The following is a 19,034-nucleotide window of genomic DNA, read 5'->3' as shown; positions in this document are numbered from 1 at the left end:
AGCAATGAATAATACTCTAAAATGTCCAAAAATTCAGCTACTGCGGGGGGATTTGCGATGAAATTCACAGAACACAAGGATCGCAGCATCAACAGCGTGCGCAGGATCGATGCCGACGGCATCTGGGTCAACGACACATGCCTGCGCAGCAGCTTTTACATGACGCAGAAGCACCTGTGTCCGGATTGGGGTGTCAGCGCGTTTTCAGACCTGTCCGAGCAGGACATTGACGCCCTGCTCGCACTCAAGCCGGATGTCATCCTACTGGGCACAGGCGAGCACCAGCAGTTTCTGCCCCCACAGCTACTGCAACGCTGTCATGCAGCGGGGGTGGGGGTGGAAGTGATGGACAGTGCCGCCGCCTGCCGCACCTTTAACGTCATGACCACGGAAGACCGGCCTGTTTTGCTGGCCGTCATTCAGTCCGCTCGCTAGCGCTCCGTCCAGTTCTTCCAGCGGCGCAGATCGAGCAGACGACGCGCTTCCCGCAGCTCTACATAGCAGACACTGGCATCACGCCCTTCGGGGGCACAGCGTCCAATCGCCTGCCCTGCCGCCACCGATTGACCAGGTGTCACTTCGATCTGCTGCAGGCGCGCATAGACCCCATAAAGCCCCCTGCCATGGTCGATCACTACCACCGGTCCATAGGTGGGCAGACGCGTCAGGGTGACAACCTTCCCGGTGGTCATGGCTCTCACTGGCAGGGGCTTGCGGCTACGCAGCAACATGCCGGCACCACCCTTGGGGTCAGGTTTCCACTCGACTGTTGCGCCAGCCAGGGGCCAGACTAACGGGCGTTGTGATGCGCGTTTAGGAACCGAACGTTGGGGCGCAATACCCTGTTGTTGCGCTGCAATCGCGCGTGCATCCGGAATACGCAGGCGCTGTCCGATGCGGATCATGTAAGGTGGATCAATCCCATTAAACCGGGCCAGCGTCCGCAGGGACACATGGCAGCGCTGGGCGATTTCTCCAAGGGTGTCGCCACTGCGGACCACCACCACGCTACCGCATTCACTGTGCGAACCGTAAGAGGACGGTGTGCTGCTGCAGCCAGCCAGTAGAAAGGGAAAGATCAGCGCCAGCAACCACCTCATGACAAGCGATATCCGATAAACAGTGCAATCAGGATCAGCGTCAGCCAACCGAGCCACTCGATCCAGCGACGGATGGTTTCCTGGTGATATTCCCCGCTCCAGCGGCTGATGGCAGCCACCAGAAAGAATCGAGCGCCCCGTCCCACCACCGAGGCCAGCACGAAGGGCAGCAACGGCATGGCCATGGCGCCCGCCGTCAGGGTAAATAGCTTGTAAGGGATGGGGGAAAAGCCGGCAGCGAATACGATCCAGACGCCATAATCACGAAAGAAGCTGCGCACCTGCGCCAGCGTTTCGCCATAGCCCAGCGACAGCAGCCAGGGCTCAATCAATTCGAACAGAAAATAGCCAATGGCGTAACCGAATACCCCTCCCACTGCAGATGCAAGGGTCGCCAGGAGTGCGTAGTACCAGGCCCGTTGCGGCCGTCGGAAGATCATGGGAATCATCAGCACGTCCGGCGGCACCGGAAAGAACGATGCTTCGGCAAAACTGACGCCGGCCAACGCTGCCGGGGCACGGCGATGGCCTGCCAGCGCCAGCGTGCGATCATAGAGATAGGTAAACAGTTTCATGTTGCCTGCCCCATGGCCTCGACCCCGTTGCGCATGGGCACAAAGCGCGCAGGCCCGAGATCGTGCTCAACCAGTCCGGCCGGTGTTTTTTCGATCCCGATCAGGCGCTGCGCGTCCTCACCCACCGGCATCACCAGACGGCCACCAACCGCAAGCTGATCAAGGAGCGCTTCCGGCACGCGTGCGGGCGATGCGGCACTGAGGATGGCATCGTAGGGCCCCGCCTTCGGCCAGCCCCACTGCCCATCGCTGAGGTGGGCGTTGATGCCAGACAGGCCGAGGCGAGACAGTGTATGCAGGGCACGCTCGAGCAAGGGTTGGATGCGTTCCACCGTATGCAGTTCCGCCACCAGCTGCGCAAGGATGGCGGTCTGATAGCCTGAACCGGTCCCCACCTCCAGAACCCGTTGCGGCGTTCCTTTCTCAAGCAGAAATTGCGTCATGTAGGCAACCATCCAGGGCTGGGAGATAGTCTGACCATAGCCAATGGGCAGGGCCGTGTTTTCATAGGCTCTGCTTTGCAGCGCCTCTTCCACAAAAAGATGGCGCGGCGTGACGCGCATGGCCTGCAATACTCTGGCGTCGCGAATCCCGGCCGTGTACAGTTGCACCACCAATCGGTCGCGGGTGCGCTGGGAGGTCATACCCACGCCCTGGTAGTGCTCGAATGCCGGCGTCGGCCAGCGAATGGGGGCGATGTCGTCCAGATTCAGAGCCGATTGAGCCACGTCTGCAGATGCTCCAGCATGCGGTGGTGGGTCAGATCGATCTGCAATGGGGTCACCGACACATAGCCTTGGGCAACCGCATGAAAGTCGGTGCCTTCCGCATCATCAGCGGCTTCGCCCGCAGGGCCGATCCAGTAGATGGGCAGACCACGGGGGTCGCGGTCACACACCACCGGCTCGGACTTGTGCCGCCGCCCCAGGCGGGTAACGCGCACGCCGCGGATCGCGTCCTGCGGCAGATCCGGCACATTAATGTTGAGGATCGTGCTCGCCTCCATCGGGATTCGGTCCATCTGCTCGAGGATGCGAATCAGCCAGTCGGCAGCGGTTTCGAAATGCTGATCACCGCACAGCGATACCGCAATGGCCGGTTTGCCCAGAAAGCGCCCTTCCGTCGCAGCGGCCACGGTGCCGGAATAGAGTACATCGTCACCCATATTGGCCCCTGCGTTAATGCCGGAGATGACCATGTCCGCCTGAAAGTCTATGGCACCATTGATGCCCAGATGCACGCAGTCCGTCGGTGTTCCATTGACACTGTAAATCCCTGGCTCAACCTGATGAGTGCGCAGGGGATTTTCAAGGGTGAGCGAGTTGCTGGCTGCGCTGCGGTTGCGATCCGGCGCCATCATGACGATTTCCCGCTGGCCCTGCCAGCGTTTCAGCGCCGCAAAAAGCGTGCGGATACCGGGCGCCAGATAGCCGTCATCATTGGAAAGCAGTATGCGCATGGACACCTCGTATAATGATTGCAGCTATTCTAACCCTGAAGCCCGACCATGACCACGGATAACGACAAGGCGCTGTTTCGCAAGGCCATGGCCGATGTGGCGCCTCTCAAGCAGCCAGCGCGCGTGACACCGCAAACGCCCCGTCCGCGCCCTCGCCGCAAGGTGCAGCCGCCCATCGAAGACGACATGCCCTTGCAGCACCTGCCCGAAGCAGATCCGCTGAAAGCGTGGGAGACACCATCCGGACACGTTTTCTGGCAGCGCAGCAGCCTGCGCCCGCAGGAGGTTCGCCGCCTCAAACGCGGGGACTTCAGCAAGGCGTGGCGGATCGACCTGCATGGCCTCACGCGGGACGACGCGGCGCATGCACTGCGCCAGTTCGTTGTGCAGGCGCATCATGCCGGGGCTCGGCATCTGCTCATCATTACCGGCAAGGGCTACCGTTCCGAGGGGGGCGAGTCCATCGTCCGTAAAGTTGCCCAGCAGACGCTGCAGCAGTTGCAGCAAGTGCTGGCCTACACGTCGGCTCAACCGGCTGACGGTGGGACCGGGGCACTCTATGTGTTCCTGCGGGGGCTGTCTCCGTAGGGGGGTCTCCGACTTTTTCAACGTCCCAAAAATCCGCACTTGTTCGATTCACCGCGCAAATAGCTGAAATGGCCTTTTTGCCTGCTTTCAGGCGCAAAAGGCGACATTCAGGGGGGATGAGGTGCTCCCGTCTCCCAGAGAGAGCATCTGCCATCGGCCATAGAAGAAGGATTCCGTCTTAAAGAAAAAGAACCGTGTTTAATCCAGAAGGCGCACAGCTGGCATCGAAAATTCAGGGCTGGCTTTCTGGAGAAGATGTGACAGGTGTATCCGATTGCGGTGTGGAGGGTTGTGTTGCGGGCAGAACAATCAGACGAATAAAGCGTTCATCCGCTTTGAGCATGCCTAGCTCCTGGCGAGCCAAAGCTTCAAGCGCACGAGGATCGTTGCGAATGGCGAGAATCTTTTCTTCCAGCGTGCGGTTGGTTGCCTTCTGCTGCTCAACCTGCTGTTGAAGGCTGTTCACCTTTTTTTCCAGCTGATTGAGTTCGGCAAGGCCATCGTCCCCGGACCACAGGCGCACCTGCAACAGCAGGATCAGCGCCAGGGCCGCAAAAACGATCAGCCGATACGCCATCACTTCAGGTTGTAAAAGGCGTCTTTACCGGGATAGATGGCCGCATCGCCAAGCTGTTCACTGATGCGCAGCAGCTGGTTGTACTTGGCAACGCGATCGGTGCGGCTCATGGAGCCAGTCTTGATCTGGCCGGCGCCCGTGGCAACAGCCAGGTCGGCAATGGTCACGTCTTCGGTTTCGCCGGAACGGTGGGAAATGACCGCGGTATAGCCCGCCGCCTTCGCCATGGCAATGGCCTCCAGTGTTTCGGACAGGGTACCGATCTGGTTGACCTTGATCAGAATGGAGTTGGCAATGCCCTTGTCGATGCCTTCCTTGAAGATTTTGGGGTTGGTTACGAACAGGTCATCACCCACCAGCTGAATGCGCTTGCCAAGGCGTTCGGTCATCAGCTTGAAGCCATCCCAGTCGTCTTCGGCAAGGCCATCTTCGATGGAGATGATGGGATAACGATTGACCCAGTCTTCCAGAAAATCGACCATTTCGGCACTGGTAAGGCGCTTGTCTTCGGATGCCAGATAGTAGGTTTTGCTGGCTTCGTCATACAGCTCGGATGACGCCGCATCGATGGCGATCATGATTTGCTCGCCCGGCACGTAACCGGCCTTTTCCACCGCTTCCAGAATCACCTGAATGGCTTCTTCGTTGGACTTGAGATCCGGTGCAAAACCGCCCTCGTCACCCACGGCAGTGTTATAGCCCTTGTCGTGCAGCACCTTTTTCAGCGTGTGGAAGATTTCACTGCCGTAGCGGATAGCCTCTTCGATGGAGGGGGCACCCACCGGCATGATCATGAATTCCTGAAAGTCCACGCTGTTGTCGGCGTGCTCACCACCGTTGATGATGTTCATCATCGGCACAGGCATCCGGAAGGTGTCGGTCTTTAGGTACTCGAACAGGCCTTGGCCGTTGTCAGCCGCTGCCGCCTTGGCTGCAGCCATGGAGACGGCCAGAATGGCGTTGGCCCCCAGACGGCCCTTGTTTTCGGTGCCATCCAGTTCGATCATGATGCGATCGATGCCTGACTGATCGGCAGCATCGTGGCCCTTCAGCGCGTCGGCGATCTCGCCGTTTACATTGGCGACGGCCTTGTAAACACTCTTGCCTCCAAACTTGCTGGGATCGCCGTCACGCAGCTCAATGGCTTCGCGAGCGCCTGTAGAGGCACCGGAGGGAACCGCTGCGCGCCCCATAACGCCGTTTTCCAGGATGACATCCGCTTCTACGGTCGGGTTGCCACGGGAGTCGATAATCTGACGGGCCTTAATGTTCTTGATCGCTGTCATGTTGTTTACTTTCCTTTACTTTTCAGATTCTTGCTTTCGTTAATTGTAGTGTGGCCTTATGACAACCGGATGACATTACACCTCAAGCAGCGGGTTTTCGATAAAGCCGTGCTGCTTGACGGTGTCGTCGAGCGCCTTCAGTGTTTCCAGCAGCGGGCGCAGCTCGTCCAGCGGCCACATGTTCGGACCATCGGACAGGGCGTTGTCCGGATCGGGATGGGTTTCCATGAACAGCCCTGAAATGCCGGCCGCCACGGCAGATCGTGCCAGCACCGGCACGAACTCTCGCTGACCGCCGGAGCGTGTGCCCTGCCCGCCCGGCTGCTGCACCGAATGGGTCGCGTCGAACACCACCGGGCAACCGGTGCGGCGCATAATGGCCAAGCCGCGCATGTCGGAAATCAACGTGTTGTAGCCGAAGCTGGTGCCGCGGTCGCACACTATGATCTGCTCGTTGCCGGTTTCCTTGGCCTTGGCCACCACCTGGTCCATGTCCCAGGGGGCCTGAAACTGGCCCTTCTTGATATTGACCGGCTTGCCCTGGCGGCACACATTCTGAATAAAGTCGGTCTGACGCACCAGAAAGGCCGGCGTCTGCAGCACATCCACCACATCGGCCACTTCGGCCAGCGGGGTGTATTCGTGCACATCGGTGAGCACGGGCACGCCAATTTCATCTTTCACCTTCTGCAGGATCTGCAGACCCTTGTCGATGCCCAGGCCACGGAAGCTCTTGCTGGAGGAACGATTCGCCTTATCGTAGGACGACTTGAAAATAAATGGGATATCCAGTTCATCCGTCAGTTCCTTCAACTGACCAGCCGTATCCAGTGTCAGTTGTTCAGACTCGATCACGCAGGGGCCGGCAATCAGAAAAAAGGGCTGGTCCAGCCCCACTTCAAAGCCACACAGTTGCATCAGTTTGCTGCTCCCTGTTTTTGCGCCAGCGCTGCTTCGACAAACGCCTTGAACAACGGATGCCCGCCGCGCGGCGTCGAGGTAAATTCGGGGTGGAACTGACAGGCAACGAACCACGGATGATCCGGCAGCTCGACCGTTTCCACCAGGTCGCCATCTTCACTGCGACCTGAGATGATCAGCCCCGCTGCTTCCAGTTGGGGCACATAGAGGTCGTTGACTTCGTAGCGATGACGATGACGCTCGCGAATCATTTCATCGCCGTAGATGGCGTGAATGCGCGTGCCCGGCTCCAGCTTGCAATTCTGTCCGCCCAGACGCATTGTACCGCCCAGGTCCACGCTCTCGTCGCGTTGAATCAGATTGCCATGCTCGTCACGCCACTCGGTAATCAATGCCACCACGGGGTAGGGGGTGTCAGGATTCAGTTCGGTACTGTGCGCGCCTTCCATGCCGGCAACATGGCGGGCATACTCCACCACCGCCATCTGCATGCCGAGGCAGATCCCCAGATAGGGGATCCTGTTTTCACGCGCATGACGGATCGCGGCAATCTTGCCTTCCACGCCCCGTTCGCCAAAGCCCCCCGGGACGAGAATGGCATCCATGTCGTCAAGACAATCGGTGCCGCTCTTTTCAATCTCCTCGGAATCGATATAGTGGATATTGACGCGGGTACGGGTATGAATACCTGCATGGATGAGTGCTTCGATCAGGGACTTGTACGCTTCGGTAAGGTCCACATACTTGCCCACCATGGCGATATCGACGCTGTGGTGCGGGTTGAGCTGCGCGTCCACAACCGCATCCCAGTCGGACATATCCGCTTGGGGAACGTCCAGCCGAAAACGGTCCACCACCAGCTGATCCAGCCCCTGCATGTGTAACATGCGCGGCACTTCGTAGATGGTGCGGGCATCCAGCGAGTTGATGACCGCACGCTCTTCCACATTGGTAAACAGGGCGATCTTGCGGCGTTCTCCTTCCCCAACGGGGCGCTCGGAGCGGCAGATGAGAATATCGGGCTGGATACCGATGGAGCGCAGCTCCTTGACGGAATGCTGTGTCGGCTTGGTCTTCACCTCGCCGGCCACAGCGATATAAGGCAGCAGCGTCAGGTGGATGAATGCCGCACGCTCGCGCCCCTCTTCCACGCCCATCTGACGAATGGCTTCCAGAAACGGCAGGGATTCGATATCGCCCACGGTACCGCCCACCTCGACAATGGCCACGTCGTGACCTGCAGAGGCCTCACGAATGCGGCGCTTGATTTCGTCGGTGATGTGCGGAATGACCTGTACGGTGCCACCCAGATAGTCCCCACGGCGCTCGTTGCGGATGACGGTTTCGTACACCTGACCGGTAGAAAAACTGTTCTTGCGCGTCAGCCAGCGCTGGATAAAGCGCTCATAATGCCCCAGATCAAGGTCCGTTTCCGCACCGTCATCGGTCACAAACACCTCCCCATGCTGGAAGGGGCTCATGGTGCCGGGGTCGACGTTGATATAGGGGTCCATCTTGATCATGGTGACGCGCAAACCGCGTGCTTCCAGAAGCGCGCCAAGGGAGGCCGCGGCGATGCCCTTCCCGAGGGAAGAAACCACACCGCCGGTAACGAACACATAGTGGGTCATAAATTAGGATGCCTGGGTGAAAGCGTTCAAGATGGGCGCATATTTTAGCCCATCCCCCCACACTCAGCAATGAAATCCACCCGGCAAGGTGTCGCAGGATCCAGACCCAGCAACACTTTATCACCCGCTGCTGTGACGACTACGGGCCACCAGGGTCGCAGCCATGGTGGGACGCCCAATGCCTGAAAACGCTTTTTCAGGGGCTTGAGCGCCAGTCCGGCTTCCTGCAGCGGCTGCAACGCATGCGTGGAGATCGGCTCACAGCCCTGAAAGCGAAAGGGGCGCAGGGCTTCAGGTGTCTCGGCATGCCATTCGGGGGAGCGAGTGACCCAATAGAGGGTGTTTTGGAATCGGCGCAGTTGGCCTTCACGCCATCTAAGGACCGGAGTGGCATCTTCACGTGCAGCGATGATGGCCTGCAGAATCCCTTCGATGTGCCGTTCTGCCGGCGGATGTTCAAGATGGTTCAACAGCCAGTGGCGCAGCACATTTTTCTGCCGCGCACTTGACAGGCTTGCCAACCTTTCCAGCGGCAGGCGCCAGTGGGTAGTGCCCAGTGCCTGGAGGTCCTGCTGCGCCACCTCTTCCAGCAGGTCGGCACATTCCGCCTGCCAGCGCGCGGCGGTAGCCAGACGTTCTTCAATATGTGAGACGTCTTCAGCCAGTGTCGGCAACCAGCGCTGGCGGATCGCATTGCGCAGAAAACGCACATCCTGATTGCTCGGGTCCTCCACCCAGCGCAAATCCTGATCCTGCGCATAGCGCAACAGCTCGCTATAGGGCACATTCAGCAGAGGGCGCAGTACCTGCAGAGGGGGGTCCCCGACTTTTTTGAAAGCAGAAAAAATCTGCTCTGGGCGCATGCCCTGCAAGCCGCGCGGGCCAGCCCCCCTGGCAAGGTTCAGCAGTACCGTTTCGGCCTGATCGCGTTGGTGGTGAGCCGTCAACAGGCGCTCATGAGGTTGTAGCGATTTGCTGAAGGCAGTATAACGTGCGCGACGCGCCGCCGCTTCCAGTCCGCATCCTGCCGCCTGTACCGCTACTCGCACAACTTCCAGAGGCAGTCCATAGCGACGGGCGGTCTGTTTGGCAAACGCTGCCCAGGCATCGGCTTCGGGCTGCAGACCGTGGTGCACGTGGATCAGACGCATGGGGTGATTCGGTGCCAGGCGGGTAAGCGCATCCAGCAGCACGCATGAATCCATGCCGCCGCTAAAGGCGAGCACGAAAGGGTGATCGGAGTAAGTATGCAGAAAAGCGGCCAGCGCGTCGTGCAGCGCTGGCACGGATGCAAAGGCGTCAGGACGCTTCTTCGAAGCGGCCATAGTCCATGTAGCGCTGATAGCGCCGCTTGACCAGCTCCTCGGCGGAGAAGGCAGACAGGGTCTTCAGCTGAGACAGGATCGCTTCCTTGAGGTTCTTGGCCGCCTGATCATAGTCACGGTGCGCGCCACCCAACGGCTCGGGAACGATGACATCCACCAGGCCCAGCTCCTTGAGGCGTGGTGCCGTCAGCTGCAGCGCTTCGGCGGCCTCGGGCGCCTTGGCGGCGTCTTTCCACAGGATGGATGCGCACCCTTCCGGCGAGATGACCGAGTAGATGCTGTACTGCAGGATTTGGGTCACATCCCCGACACCAATGGCCAGCGCACCGCCGGAGCCGCCCTCGCCGATGACGTTACAGATGACCGGCACGCGCAATTCGGCCATTTCGATCAGGTTACGCGCGATGGCCTCGCTCTGCCCGCGCTCCTCGGCGTCAATGCCCGGGTAGGCACCCGGTGTGTCGATAAAGGTAATGATGGGCATGTTAAAGCGTTCAGCCATCTTCATCAGGCGCAGCGCCTTGCGATACCCTTCCGGGCGTGGCATGCCAAAGTTGCGTTCCACCTTCTCCTTGGTGTTGCGCCCCTTTTCATGGCCAATTACCATCACCGAGCGGCCATCCAGCCAGGCAATGCCACCAACAATTGCCTTGTCATCTGCAAAGGCCCGGTCGCCATGCAGCTCGCGGAAATCTTCAAAAATGCGCTCGATGTAGTCCAGCGCATGCGGACGATCCGGGTGACGTGCCAGCTGCGATATCTGCCAGTCGGTCAGATTGCTGAAAATCTGCTCAGTCACCTGCTGAACCTTGTTCTCCAGGGTCGCCACTTCCTTGACGATATCAATACCACTGGCATCCTTGAGGTGGCGCAGTTCATTGATCTTGGCTTCCAGTTCTGCGATAGGCTGTTCAAAGTCGAGGAAGTTCAAAACGGCGCTCCTTTCCTTTCAATTCCTGAATTAGGAGAATTTTAGCATGGCCACCTTGTGGCGACATTTGAAACCCACACATCCGATCCCATCAATTCGATCGGACATATACCTAAACCGATCCGGCAACTCACCCTATAATTTCGCCTTTCGATTTAGACGGGAATTCATCATGAAAAAGTCCTTTCTGGCTACTCTACTTGCCATCACCGCCCCCGCCCTGCATGCTCAATGGGCTGGCAACGCGGAACTGGGCTACAGCGAAAGCAGCGGCAACAGCAGTGCCGAAGCGCTGTATCTGGCCGCGGAGGCCACCCACACAGTTGATCTGAATATACTCAAGCTGATCGGTCGTGCCGACCGCCAGCGCACTGACAAGACACTCAGCAAGGAGCTGTATCATCTGGAAGGACAGTTCAGCCACTTCCTGAGCGCGCAACGCAAGAGCTATGTGTATGCGAACGGACTCTATGAACAGGATGAGCCGTCCGGACTGGTCAGCCGTTATAACCTCACCGTAGGACCGGGATGGCGCTGGGCGCCCAATGAACGCTCAGCCATCGATCTGGAACTGGGTGCCGGCTGGCACAATGACGACTACAAAGACAATTCGCGCGATGCGGACGGCTGGATGGGCCGTCTCTATCTCAAGGGCAGCTATGCGTTCAATGAGGCCGTCAAGGGAACGGCCGAAACCACCGAACGCCATGATGCCGAGCGTCGCCTCAACACCACACGTCTTGGTCTCGAAAGTGCCCTCAACGCTCACCTGTCCCTGAGTGCGCAATATGAATATCGCTACAACAGCAAACCGGAAGCTGGCAAGCGCTCGGAAGACAATCTGACACGCATAACATTCAAATATACCTTTTAAAGACCGGACAACAGGCAGAAAGGATGTGGGCCGCGTGCCCACTTCCACCTGTGGCCGCATTACCAATAATGAGGGCCAACTTCGTTATTCTGTTATTCCGTGCCCAGCGCCCGCGCACGGGTTACGACGAGCCGGTTAAATGCGCTCTGCCACGGATCATCCATCAGCGCATCGCTCAGCGGCAGATCCTCCCAGGCATGGCCCTGCAACCACGCCTTTGCCTGTGAAAAGGCATCTTCGCCATACAACAGGGTGAGCGCCTCCCACTCGTCTTCAGGGGCGCCCTCCGCCAGTCGCTGCAGTGCCAGCAGGGTGTTCAGGCGCGGGCTGCCGGCGGCCAGATGCTCAATACCATCCAGCCAGCCAAGCAGTTCATCCAGCTGCTGCAACTGACACAGCGCCCGTATACGCAGCTCGATCACTTTCACACCCCGCCAGGGTGATTCGGGTGCAGTCATCAGGCCTGCAATGGATGCGACGGAGGCATGATCGGCCCAGCCCCATTCGTCCAGCAGGTCAAGCAGCTGCCACGCCCAGCGATCGGAATCCTCATGGGCCATCAAGTGCTTGCGCAGATGACAGCCCGCATTATGGTTGTTTTCCACCAGTTCGTCCGCGGGCAGCACCTCTGAAAGACCGGGCACAATCATGCGGCAGGCATAAAAATCCATAAAGGGAATATCCTGCACATAGAGCGAATGCCCACCTGCATGGAGCCGTTCCACCAGATAGTTCCACTGTTGCTCGAAATCGGCACTCGCCGCAAGACCCCATGGCTTGAAACGCAGGTCCGCCTTGCTGGAGAAAAAGTGCCAGTGAAACTGACCCGAGGCGTCGATAAAGTGCAGCTCGCGATTTTCTGCACTCTGCACCCATTCAAGGTCAGAGCTGGGCGGCTTCCAATCGTCATATTCGCCAGGTCGGCGGCCCTGAAAGGCCTCCGTCAAGGTGCGCTCCAGCGCCACCTCAAAAATTGGGTGGGCGCCAAAGGAAACAAAAGCCCGCCCCTGCTCGCGTGCATACAGGATGATGGCCACCACCGGATAGCCCATTTCCAGCGAGGCATCGCGAATTGACAGAGAAATGCCTTCCGACTCCAGCGCGGCACGGGCTTCAATCACCCGCTCGTTCGCCGACAGCACCACTTCAGGGATTTGCGGCAGACAGAGGTTTTCACTGAGGATGCGATTGCGCACCCAGCGCTCGAAAATCTCCGAAAGCCCCTGAATACGTGCTTCCAGTATGGTATTGCCCGCAGACAGACCATTGCTGGCATACAGGTTGACGAGAATATTCCACGGTATCTCAACCGTTGCGCCTGTCTGGATATCCTCCATGGGAATGCAATGCACTGTCTGCCCGCAGCATCCCAGCTCGGGCATGTGTACGTCTGGAACCAGTTCACCATCCGGGTCCCAGTACGCTTTAAGCGTCCGGGGCAGTGCCTGCCAGGCCGTGTCGGCAGGCAATGCCCGCTCATTGGGTGTATACAGCCAGGGCAACCCTTTCGGCAGCGTGAAATCCGCCAGGTGATAACCGGTTAGAAAACGCTCGAGGAATTCGCCATAGGCACTGGCCAGGGCCGCTTCTCTGGAAATCCCCTTGCCGTTGGAAAAAAGAGCCGGGCAGCTGGCATCATGCACATGCACAGACCAGATAAACGGCGCCGGGTGGAGCCACTTCTCCACCACAGGCTGAATACCAAGATGGGCGAGCGCACTTTCCATTACGGATAGTGCATCCTCAAGACTGCGCGCCTTCCCGGTCAAAAAATGTTTCATGAATTAACCATATCCTTAAGCGTTAGCGGGCAGTACGTGCCCGCGATAGAATCGAAGTGGAACTACTGTGGGGGATCAGCTGATGAAACCGATAAAAATTACCCTTTTGCTTGCAGGCTGCATAACAAGCCTGCCGATACTTGCCGAGACAACGAGCGAAAAACTGCAGATGGGTCGTGCGTTCTTTAACGAGGGCAACTGCATGGCCTGCCATGCAAGTCGGCCCTTCGCCAGCGAAACAAGCCGCATCAAGAACTACCCTGCACTCAACACCATGGTAGAGACTTGCAATACCAACCTGGGCCTTGGCTGGTTTCCGGATGAAGTGGAAGCCGTGAGCCACTTTCTCAACACGCACTACTACAAACTGCCCAATCCTGCACTCGCCAATGAGGATTGAGGCCCGCAAGGCTTAATTGACACGAACCCCCAGGGCCCGCAGGCGTTGCTTGATGGCCTCGATGGTTTTGGGGTCGCCGTTCTTTTCTGCGTCTTCTTCATACAGCACATAATGCGCGTCGTGCACGATCTTGTCGATGGCACGCAAGGTAAACAGCATAAAGGTGCTTTTGCGAATGCTGTCCCACGGGCGCGGTTTGGCAAAGTAGGCTTTCTTTAGTTCTGGATGCGCGTCCAAAACCGCCCGCACACGATCCAGCAACGGAACCAGTCGCGGCAACACTTCATGGGGCCAGTAAGGGCTTCCCAGCGGGCTGTAAAACGCCTTGCGGTGGGCAATGGCCAGCTGAAACGGTAGATCCAGCTCATCAAGCCCCAACGCCTTGAGCTCCTTGCGAGCCTGCTCCAGGTCCTCCACATACAGTACGGGGGCATCCGACAGCCAGCGAGCAAAGCGCGTCCATACGTTATTGCGCGAGATGGCATAGTGGTGCCCCTTGCCTACCGGCATCAGCTTGTCTGCGGAAACGGCATACTCAATATTGGGATCAAGGCGACGGGTGTCATCCCATTTCTCCCAGCCCTTGCCATACTCACTGCTCGCGTTTGCAGGCGGCAGAGGCTCGCAGGACAACCCATAGTCATGCCCTTTCACGTAATCAGTCACCTTGATCCGATAGCGCCCATCCGGCAAGCGCCCCTTGATGATGCCGACGATAAAGGCATCGTTCTGAATATCCGGGGAAGGCAAAAAGACCATTACCTGTTCGCCCGGCCTGAACGTCTCGGCCCTCGCCATCTGGGTAGTCACTATCAGCGCGAACAGCAGCACGCCGAGCCAGTTGAAAGTCAGTTTCATGTCAGGCGGTCTCCTTAGGACGCTCGTCTTCCAGCGTAACGGCCAGCACATCGCAATGGGCATGATGCATCACGCTATCCGTAACTGAACCAATGAGGCTCTCAAAAAAGCCCTCGCCATGTCGCCCCATCACGATTAGATCGGCGGCCACCTGGTCGGCATGCTCGACGATGTCCAGTTTGGCCACACCCACAATGGTATCGCAATTTTCTTCTGGTATTTCAAATCGTTGCGCAATGTTCCTGAGGCGTTTTTCAGATGCCTCCATCAATGCCTGGGTCACCTCCACATCCCACATGCCGGGCAATCCGGCCACGGCAACATCTTCAAGTACAGGATAGGTGGGTGCTTCCACCACATGCAGCAGGCGCAGTGAAGCCCCCGTGGCATCCGCCAACTGCTTGGCGCGATGTACGGCGCGCTCGCTATGGGGTGAAAAGTCCACCGCACAGATAATCAGCTTATAGAGCATTACGCCCTCCTTTTTGGCTTGTCTGCCACATTATTGCGCAAATACAGGGGCACTGGGATCTGCTCCTCCACGGGCAATGCCCTGTCGGTACGGGCACGCGCCACAGCGGCAACCCCAGTGGCCAGCGGCTGTGCATCCAGCCATGCATCAAATGACGCGCCAAGCTGAGGATAAATCGAAGCGATGTCACCAATGCCATGGCTGCAGCCGTGGGATGCGATCAGCTCCAGCGCCGCCTCCGGCTTCAACAGCTGAGGTGACACTATCCCATTGCCCTGGGCGTCATACAGTGCTGCATACACTTCCCCCATGCGTGCATCCAGCAGGGTAAACACCGGTACCGCGCCCCAGCTAGCCCGCCCCTGCCAGGCCAAAGCTTCCAGGGTGTCAATGCCGATCACGGGGAGATTCCAGCCAAGCGCCAGTCCCTGTGCCGTGGCGGTGGCGATGCGCAACCCGGTAAAGGCGCCGGGGCCACGCCCAAAGGCGATCATATCCAATTGATCGGATTCCAGCCCACTGCGTTGCAGTGCCTCATCAACCATTGGCAGTAGTTTGGCCGCATGGGATTGCGGCGCCTGCTCGTGCAGATGCACCTGTCCCTGGGGCGTACACACCACGACAGAGCAGGCCGAGGTGGCGGTTTCAAGCGCCAGTATATTCATGGGTGTGGATCTCCTGGGTGGCGTGGTTGAAACAGGGGTAATGAGAGATTGCCATAAATCCCGCCCAGGCGCAGCAATAACACCGTCGCCATGGCCAGAAGTGTTGCCAGGGTGGCATCCTCAAACAGCGGCCGCATCAGCAGCCAGACACTGGCTCCGGCAAAGGAGGCGGTGGCATAGATTTCCCGGCGCAGGATCAGAGGCACCTCGCCTACGAGAATGTCGCGGATCATGCCGCCCACGACGCCGGTCATGATGCCGGTCATGATGACAATGGCATCGTCATAACCGAGCGCATAGGTTTTTTGCACGCCGATGACGGTAAATGCCGCCAACCCCAGGGCATCAAGCACCAGCAGTAGGCGAACAGGCGCCGTAAAGAAACGCACATAGATAAACATGAGTACGGCGGCAATGACGACCAGATAGACATAAACGGGCGCATGCAGCCAGAAGACGGGCACATCCAGAATCAGGTCCCGCAGCGTGCCGCCGCCAATGGCCGTAACCATGGCAATGACGATGGCACCGAACAGATCCAGCTGCTTGCGGCTGGCCGCCAGCAGGCCAGTGACGGCAAACACCACCGTACCCAACAGATCCAGCCAGTGAAGAAGTGTGTCGATATGCATATCGGTATTATATGAGTGACTTTGAAAGGATATGGCACAAACCCAAGGCGCTGATGCCGGCAACAGCAGAACAGATGCCTGCTCAATTAACAATTGACAGAATGCTCGTGTCACCTGCAATGTGCCCCCTTTCATAATGGGAGTACGCATTGCACCCGCCAATGCCCCCTTCCCCCACACTGTTCGCGTACTTCGGTTTTCAGTTTTTCTGCTCACAACAAAAAACGCCCTCTTGCGAGGGCGTCAAACAATCCTGAACCGAACGGGTCAGAAATCAGTGCTTACCGGACTTCAGACGGCTGATGCCCAGCATCTTCATGATGTACTTCTGATAAATCGGCTCGGCGTTGCCAGATTTCATGTTGCGGATAAAGTACTTCTCAAAGGCGATTTTGGCCAGGTGCACCCACTTACCCTTTTTCGCCCAGGTCAGGTTACGGGGCGGGATCTGTGGCAATGCAACGAAAGCTGCCCCCGTATCCCCCATGTCGGCCAGACAGATGGTGTTCCAAGTGGCCTTCTCGTCCGGCTCCTTGCCTTGCAGGACGTTTTCAATGTTGTGGCAGATGGCAGTCACCATGCCTTCGATCATCAGACCGGTCTTGGGCGTACCAACGGGAACAGGCGTCTGCTCAACCGGCGGAATGGCAATGCCCACACCCAGCGCATAGATATTGGGCCATTTCGGGTTGCGGTTGAACTCGTCCACGATTACAAAACCACGAGGGTTGACCAGCCCTTCCAGCTTCTCGGTATCCCACAGCATCTTGGTGCCCTTGAACGCCGGCAGCATCATGGCGTACTTGAAAGGCAGTTCGTGCTCGTCAATTACATCGCCCTTGCGATTATGTTCCGCCACGTACATCTTGCCGTCTTCGATCTTGGTCACCTTGGCATTGCAGATCCAGCTGATGTGGCGCTCGCGCATGATGGACTCGAGCATGCCCTTGGAATCGCCCACGCCTCCCAGGCCGAGATGGCCGATATAGGGTTCAGAGGTCACAAAAGTCATCGGCACCTGGGCACGGATACCGCGTTTGCGCAGATCGGTTTCCATGATCATGGCAAACTCGTAAGCCGGACCAAAGCAGGATGCGCCCTGTACGGCCCCCACTACGATCGGACCAGGATCCTTGCAGAACGCTTCCCACTGCTCATGGCCTTCAGCCGCGTGCGGCGTGGTACAGACGGAAACCGTGTTACCACCCTGTGACTTGGGCCCGAAACCTTCCACCTCTTCAAAGGCCAGATAAGGACCGGTCGCCAGAATCAGAAAGTCGTAATTCAGTTCTTCCCCATTATCCAGCTTAAGCTTGTTTTCGTCCGGATTCAGCTCGGTCGCAGTAGCATGAATGAACTCGATACCCTTGCGTGTCAGGTGCGGCGCCAGTTTGAAGGAGATGTCTTCAGGCTTCCGCCAGCCCACAGCCACCCAGGGATTGGACGGCACGAAAGTAAAGTCTTCAACGGCATTCACAACTTTAATGGTGTGTTCGCTGCCCAGATGCTTGCGAATGTCGTAAGCCATGGGCAGACCGCCCGTGCTTGAACCAACGATAACGATAGTGGCCATGAATGGACCTCCTCTAGATTAGATTTGAAGCCTGACTATGCAGCCAACCTTAAGAAGTGGGCATAGTGTGCCAGAGGGATATTCAAAAGAGAAATAGAAAAAAACGATGGCAAATAAGGCTGGTTTATTTCACTTGATCATAAAATAAGTTTTACTTATCTCTTGAGATAAGGAAAGCTGGATACCAGACGATCAGAAGCCATGTGGCCACCAGCAGTGCCAAAGCCGTGACCAGGATAGTCTGCTGCAAAACCGGATCACCACTAAACCAAAGGGGGCTTAACGCAGCGATCACAAGCAGCGACGTCATCCAGATGGTGCGCCCCACACTTCCAAGCGCAAAACGGATACGCAATTCCCGGGTGTCGAACAAACCGACACGCCCGGCCCGCACCATGCGAGTAAAGAAATGAATGGCATCATCGATCACCAGACCCAGCGGAACGATCATCGCCAAGGTGCTCACTGACAGGTCGAGCACCAGCAACAGCGCTGCGACCAGCGAAACGGCCAGCCAGTTCATCAGTACTGCCACCGTTGCGGTGCCCACCTGCCGCCACGCCAGCCACAGCAGCAACCAGACCACCGCAAGCATCACCAGAATGCTGCTGACGCTTTCAAACGCTTTCCAGAACACCACGGCATTTGCAACGATAAGCGCCACCATACCGGCAATGCCCAGCAGACGGGTCAGACTCGGATGCACCTTCATCCAGCGAACCAGCCGACTAAAGCCGTGGCGATCACTGTAATGCCCCACGCGGAACTCCAGTCGATAACGCAGCAGCAGCCAGGGCAACCAGGTGAGTGTTACCCACAGGCTCATCAGTGCGCCGGCCGTGACCACCCATGCCAAGGCTTTAAAGTCTGGAGACCACCACGCCACCACCCAGAAGCCCAACAGGGTGGTTAAATTGGCCAGTATAATGGGCGCTGCGTTGTGCTTCAGCGCCTCTGCCACGGCATCATCCTGAAACTGGCCCCGTGCCATTTCACGCAGAATAGTACCCAGTACGTGCACCAGATTACTGGTCAGCATGGTCAGCACCACCACACCGCCGAACATCAGATCACGAGGCTGCATGGGGATAGCTAGCCATCCAAGCCCGCCCAGCATCAGCACCAGAATCAGAAGGGAAAGCACCCCCTGGAGAATGGCCGTACGACGCGTATCAAACAGCCAGGCCATCAAGGGCACCAGCACCGTCAAACTGGCAAGCCACCAGGGTACCGTTTCAGAGATCAGGGATATATCCAGGTGAAAGATGCCTGCCGCGATCAGCAGGCTAACCAGTGCAAATCGCCAGCCCAGGCTGCTCCAGTTATGGGCAATAATCTGAACCCATGCAAATGCCCAGTAGCCTTCCATAAATCCCCCTGTAAAAT

Annotated in this window: 21 protein-coding genes; 4 read left to right on the top strand and 17 right to left on the bottom strand. The window is 58.0% G+C overall.

Features of this window, described 5'->3' with window-relative positions; translation table 11 throughout:
* The first annotated feature begins 57 nt into the window (after nt 1-57).
* Nucleotides 58-435, top strand: a complete 378-nt coding sequence (locus BUQ81_RS04870; RefSeq protein WP_074201257.1) for an Mth938-like domain-containing protein — start codon at nt 58-60, stop codon at nt 433-435.
* Here the strand turns inward: BUQ81_RS04870 and BUQ81_RS04865 are convergent.
* From BUQ81_RS04865 to surE, 4 genes are read right to left on the bottom strand one after another with little or no spacing between them, the layout of a single operon-like run.
* Nucleotides 432-1,100 carry a peptidoglycan DD-metalloendopeptidase family protein gene (locus BUQ81_RS04865; protein ID WP_084188240.1) on the bottom strand — a complete coding sequence of 223 codons (669 nt, stop codon included), beginning with the start codon at nt 1,098-1,100 and terminating at the stop codon, nt 432-434. The two genes, BUQ81_RS04870 and BUQ81_RS04865, sit on opposite strands and share 4 nt — an antisense overlap.
* On the bottom strand, nt 1,097-1,675 hold the full coding sequence (locus BUQ81_RS04860; protein ID WP_074201255.1) for a YqaA family protein: 579 nt from the start codon (nt 1,673-1,675) through the stop codon (nt 1,097-1,099). Before BUQ81_RS04860 ends, BUQ81_RS04865 begins: the two co-directional genes overlap by 4 nt.
* Entirely contained in the window at nt 1,672-2,403 is a 732-nt protein-coding gene (locus tag BUQ81_RS04855) for a protein-L-isoaspartate(D-aspartate) O-methyltransferase (RefSeq protein ID WP_456119728.1), read from the bottom strand. Before BUQ81_RS04855 ends, BUQ81_RS04860 begins: the two co-directional genes overlap by 4 nt.
* Entirely contained in the window at nt 2,385-3,134 is a 750-nt protein-coding gene (gene surE / locus BUQ81_RS04850) for a 5'/3'-nucleotidase SurE (protein ID WP_074201254.1), read from the bottom strand. Before surE ends, BUQ81_RS04855 begins: the two co-directional genes overlap by 19 nt.
* A 48-nt stretch (nt 3,135-3,182) precedes the next feature.
* On the opposite strand from surE, the gene BUQ81_RS04845 reads away from it, so the two are divergent.
* Entirely contained in the window at nt 3,183-3,722 is a 540-nt protein-coding gene (locus tag BUQ81_RS04845; protein ID WP_074201253.1) for a Smr/MutS family protein, read from the top strand.
* Between the two features lie 232 nt (nt 3,723-3,954).
* On the opposite strand, the gene BUQ81_RS04840 is transcribed toward BUQ81_RS04845, so the two are convergent.
* The 6 genes from BUQ81_RS04840 to accA all read right to left on the bottom strand — a co-directional run bounded on the left by BUQ81_RS04840 (nt 3,955) and on the right by accA (nt 10,393).
* Nucleotides 3,955-4,299: an FtsB family cell division protein gene (locus BUQ81_RS04840; RefSeq protein ID WP_074201252.1), complete on the bottom strand. Its 345-nt coding sequence runs from the start codon at nt 4,297-4,299 to the stop codon at nt 3,955-3,957.
* Complete coding sequence (gene eno, locus BUQ81_RS04835; RefSeq protein WP_074201251.1) at nt 4,299-5,585, bottom strand: phosphopyruvate hydratase; 1,287 nt, start codon at nt 5,583-5,585, stop codon at nt 4,299-4,301. The genes BUQ81_RS04840 and eno overlap by 1 nt, the downstream gene beginning before the upstream one ends.
* A gap of 75 nt (nt 5,586-5,660) precedes the next feature.
* Nucleotides 5,661-6,503 (bottom strand): 3-deoxy-8-phosphooctulonate synthase, encoded by an 843-nt coding sequence (gene kdsA / locus BUQ81_RS04830; RefSeq protein WP_074201250.1) that lies wholly within the window; start codon nt 6,501-6,503, stop codon nt 5,661-5,663.
* Nucleotides 6,503-8,137: a CTP synthase gene (locus tag BUQ81_RS04825; protein ID WP_074201249.1), complete on the bottom strand. Its 1,635-nt coding sequence runs from the start codon at nt 8,135-8,137 to the stop codon at nt 6,503-6,505. Before BUQ81_RS04825 ends, kdsA begins: the two co-directional genes overlap by 1 nt.
* A 44-nt stretch (nt 8,138-8,181) precedes the next feature.
* Nucleotides 8,182-9,462 (bottom strand): tRNA lysidine(34) synthetase TilS, encoded by a 1,281-nt coding sequence (tilS, locus tag BUQ81_RS04820; RefSeq protein WP_074201248.1) that lies wholly within the window; start codon nt 9,460-9,462, stop codon nt 8,182-8,184.
* Nucleotides 9,437-10,393 (bottom strand): acetyl-CoA carboxylase carboxyl transferase subunit alpha, encoded by a 957-nt coding sequence (gene accA / locus BUQ81_RS04815; RefSeq protein WP_074201247.1) that lies wholly within the window; start codon nt 10,391-10,393, stop codon nt 9,437-9,439. Before accA ends, tilS begins: the two co-directional genes overlap by 26 nt.
* A gap of 172 nt (nt 10,394-10,565) precedes the next feature.
* Between accA and BUQ81_RS04810 the strand changes: the two genes are divergently transcribed.
* Nucleotides 10,566-11,267 (top strand): DUF481 domain-containing protein, encoded by a 702-nt coding sequence (locus BUQ81_RS04810; protein WP_074201246.1) that lies wholly within the window; start codon nt 10,566-10,568, stop codon nt 11,265-11,267.
* A gap of 92 nt (nt 11,268-11,359) precedes the next feature.
* Here BUQ81_RS04810 and BUQ81_RS04805 read toward each other — a convergent pair whose 3' ends face one another.
* Nucleotides 11,360-13,048 (bottom strand): YcaO-like family protein, encoded by a 1,689-nt coding sequence (locus BUQ81_RS04805; RefSeq protein WP_074201245.1) that lies wholly within the window; start codon nt 13,046-13,048, stop codon nt 11,360-11,362.
* Nucleotides 13,049-13,130: 82 nt separating this feature from the next.
* Here BUQ81_RS04805 and BUQ81_RS04800 point away from each other — a divergent pair, with 82 nt between their 5' ends.
* A complete protein-coding gene (locus tag BUQ81_RS04800) occupies nt 13,131-13,448 on the top strand; it encodes a hypothetical protein (RefSeq protein WP_143598460.1) in 318 nt (105 codons plus the stop codon).
* A gap of 12 nt (nt 13,449-13,460) precedes the next feature.
* On the opposite strand, the gene BUQ81_RS04795 is transcribed toward BUQ81_RS04800, so the two are convergent.
* From BUQ81_RS04795 to BUQ81_RS04770, 6 genes are all read right to left on the bottom strand, one after another.
* A complete protein-coding gene (locus tag BUQ81_RS04795) occupies nt 13,461-14,306 on the bottom strand; it encodes a hypothetical protein (RefSeq protein ID WP_074201243.1) in 846 nt (281 codons plus the stop codon).
* Nucleotide 14,307: 1 nt separating this feature from the next.
* Nucleotides 14,308-14,778, bottom strand: a complete 471-nt coding sequence (locus tag BUQ81_RS04790; RefSeq protein WP_074201242.1) for a universal stress protein — start codon at nt 14,776-14,778, stop codon at nt 14,308-14,310.
* On the bottom strand, nt 14,778-15,443 hold the full coding sequence (tsaB, locus tag BUQ81_RS04785; RefSeq protein WP_074201241.1) for a tRNA (adenosine(37)-N6)-threonylcarbamoyltransferase complex dimerization subunit type 1 TsaB: 666 nt from the start codon (nt 15,441-15,443) through the stop codon (nt 14,778-14,780). The genes BUQ81_RS04790 and tsaB overlap by 1 nt, the downstream gene beginning before the upstream one ends.
* Complete coding sequence (locus BUQ81_RS04780) at nt 15,440-16,075, bottom strand: trimeric intracellular cation channel family protein (RefSeq protein WP_074201240.1); 636 nt, start codon at nt 16,073-16,075, stop codon at nt 15,440-15,442. Before BUQ81_RS04780 ends, tsaB begins: the two co-directional genes overlap by 4 nt.
* A gap of 274 nt (nt 16,076-16,349) precedes the next feature.
* On the bottom strand, nt 16,350-17,648 hold the full coding sequence (locus tag BUQ81_RS04775) for an NAD(P)/FAD-dependent oxidoreductase (protein WP_074201239.1): 1,299 nt from the start codon (nt 17,646-17,648) through the stop codon (nt 16,350-16,352).
* Nucleotides 17,649-17,799: 151 nt separating this feature from the next.
* Nucleotides 17,800-19,017 (bottom strand): hypothetical protein, encoded by a 1,218-nt coding sequence (locus tag BUQ81_RS04770; RefSeq protein ID WP_074201238.1) that lies wholly within the window; start codon nt 19,015-19,017, stop codon nt 17,800-17,802.
* Nucleotides 19,018-19,034: the final 17 nt, after the last annotated feature.

This window comes from Sulfurivirga caldicuralii, from assembly GCF_900141795.1.
Classification (GTDB): Bacteria; Pseudomonadota; Gammaproteobacteria; order Thiomicrospirales; family Thiomicrospiraceae; genus Sulfurivirga; species Sulfurivirga caldicuralii.
Note: the sequence above shows the minus strand (reverse complement) of the source record. Positions and strands in the feature narration are given on the sequence as shown.

Excerpts from the sequence above, each read along its gene's own strand:
- BUQ81_RS04870 (WP_074201257.1), top strand. The coding sequence starts at position 58 with ATGAAATTCACAGAACACAAGGATCGCAGCATCAACAGCGTGCGCAGG.
- BUQ81_RS04865 (WP_084188240.1), bottom strand. The coding sequence starts at position 1,100 with ATGAGGTGGTTGCTGGCGCTGATCTTTCCCTTTCTACTGGCTGGCTGC.
- BUQ81_RS04860 (WP_074201255.1), bottom strand. The coding sequence starts at position 1,675 with ATGAAACTGTTTACCTATCTCTATGATCGCACGCTGGCGCTGGCAGGC.
- surE (WP_074201254.1), bottom strand. The coding sequence starts at position 3,134 with ATGCGCATACTGCTTTCCAATGATGACGGCTATCTGGCGCCCGGTATC.
- BUQ81_RS04845 (WP_074201253.1), top strand. The coding sequence starts at position 3,183 with ATGACCACGGATAACGACAAGGCGCTGTTTCGCAAGGCCATGGCCGAT.
- BUQ81_RS04840 (WP_074201252.1), bottom strand. The coding sequence starts at position 4,299 with ATGGCGTATCGGCTGATCGTTTTTGCGGCCCTGGCGCTGATCCTGCTG.
- eno (WP_074201251.1), bottom strand. The coding sequence starts at position 5,585 with ATGACAGCGATCAAGAACATTAAGGCCCGTCAGATTATCGACTCCCGT.
- kdsA (WP_074201250.1), bottom strand. The coding sequence starts at position 6,503 with ATGCAACTGTGTGGCTTTGAAGTGGGGCTGGACCAGCCCTTTTTTCTG.
- BUQ81_RS04825 (WP_074201249.1), bottom strand. The coding sequence starts at position 8,137 with ATGACCCACTATGTGTTCGTTACCGGCGGTGTGGTTTCTTCCCTCGGG.
- tilS (WP_074201248.1), bottom strand. The coding sequence starts at position 9,462 with ATGGCCGCTTCGAAGAAGCGTCCTGACGCCTTTGCATCCGTGCCAGCG.
- BUQ81_RS04810 (WP_074201246.1), top strand. The coding sequence starts at position 10,566 with ATGAAAAAGTCCTTTCTGGCTACTCTACTTGCCATCACCGCCCCCGCC.
- BUQ81_RS04805 (WP_074201245.1), bottom strand. The coding sequence starts at position 13,048 with ATGAAACATTTTTTGACCGGGAAGGCGCGCAGTCTTGAGGATGCACTA.
- BUQ81_RS04800 (WP_143598460.1), top strand. The coding sequence starts at position 13,131 with ATGAAACCGATAAAAATTACCCTTTTGCTTGCAGGCTGCATAACAAGC.
- BUQ81_RS04795 (WP_074201243.1), bottom strand. The coding sequence starts at position 14,306 with ATGAAACTGACTTTCAACTGGCTCGGCGTGCTGCTGTTCGCGCTGATA.
- BUQ81_RS04790 (WP_074201242.1), bottom strand. The coding sequence starts at position 14,778 with ATGCTCTATAAGCTGATTATCTGTGCGGTGGACTTTTCACCCCATAGC.
- tsaB (WP_074201241.1), bottom strand. The coding sequence starts at position 15,443 with ATGAATATACTGGCGCTTGAAACCGCCACCTCGGCCTGCTCTGTCGTG.
- BUQ81_RS04780 (WP_074201240.1), bottom strand. The coding sequence starts at position 16,075 with ATGCATATCGACACACTTCTTCACTGGCTGGATCTGTTGGGTACGGTG.
- BUQ81_RS04775 (WP_074201239.1), bottom strand. The coding sequence starts at position 17,648 with ATGGCCACTATCGTTATCGTTGGTTCAAGCACGGGCGGTCTGCCCATG.
- BUQ81_RS04770 (WP_074201238.1), bottom strand. The coding sequence starts at position 19,017 with ATGGAAGGCTACTGGGCATTTGCATGGGTTCAGATTATTGCCCATAAC.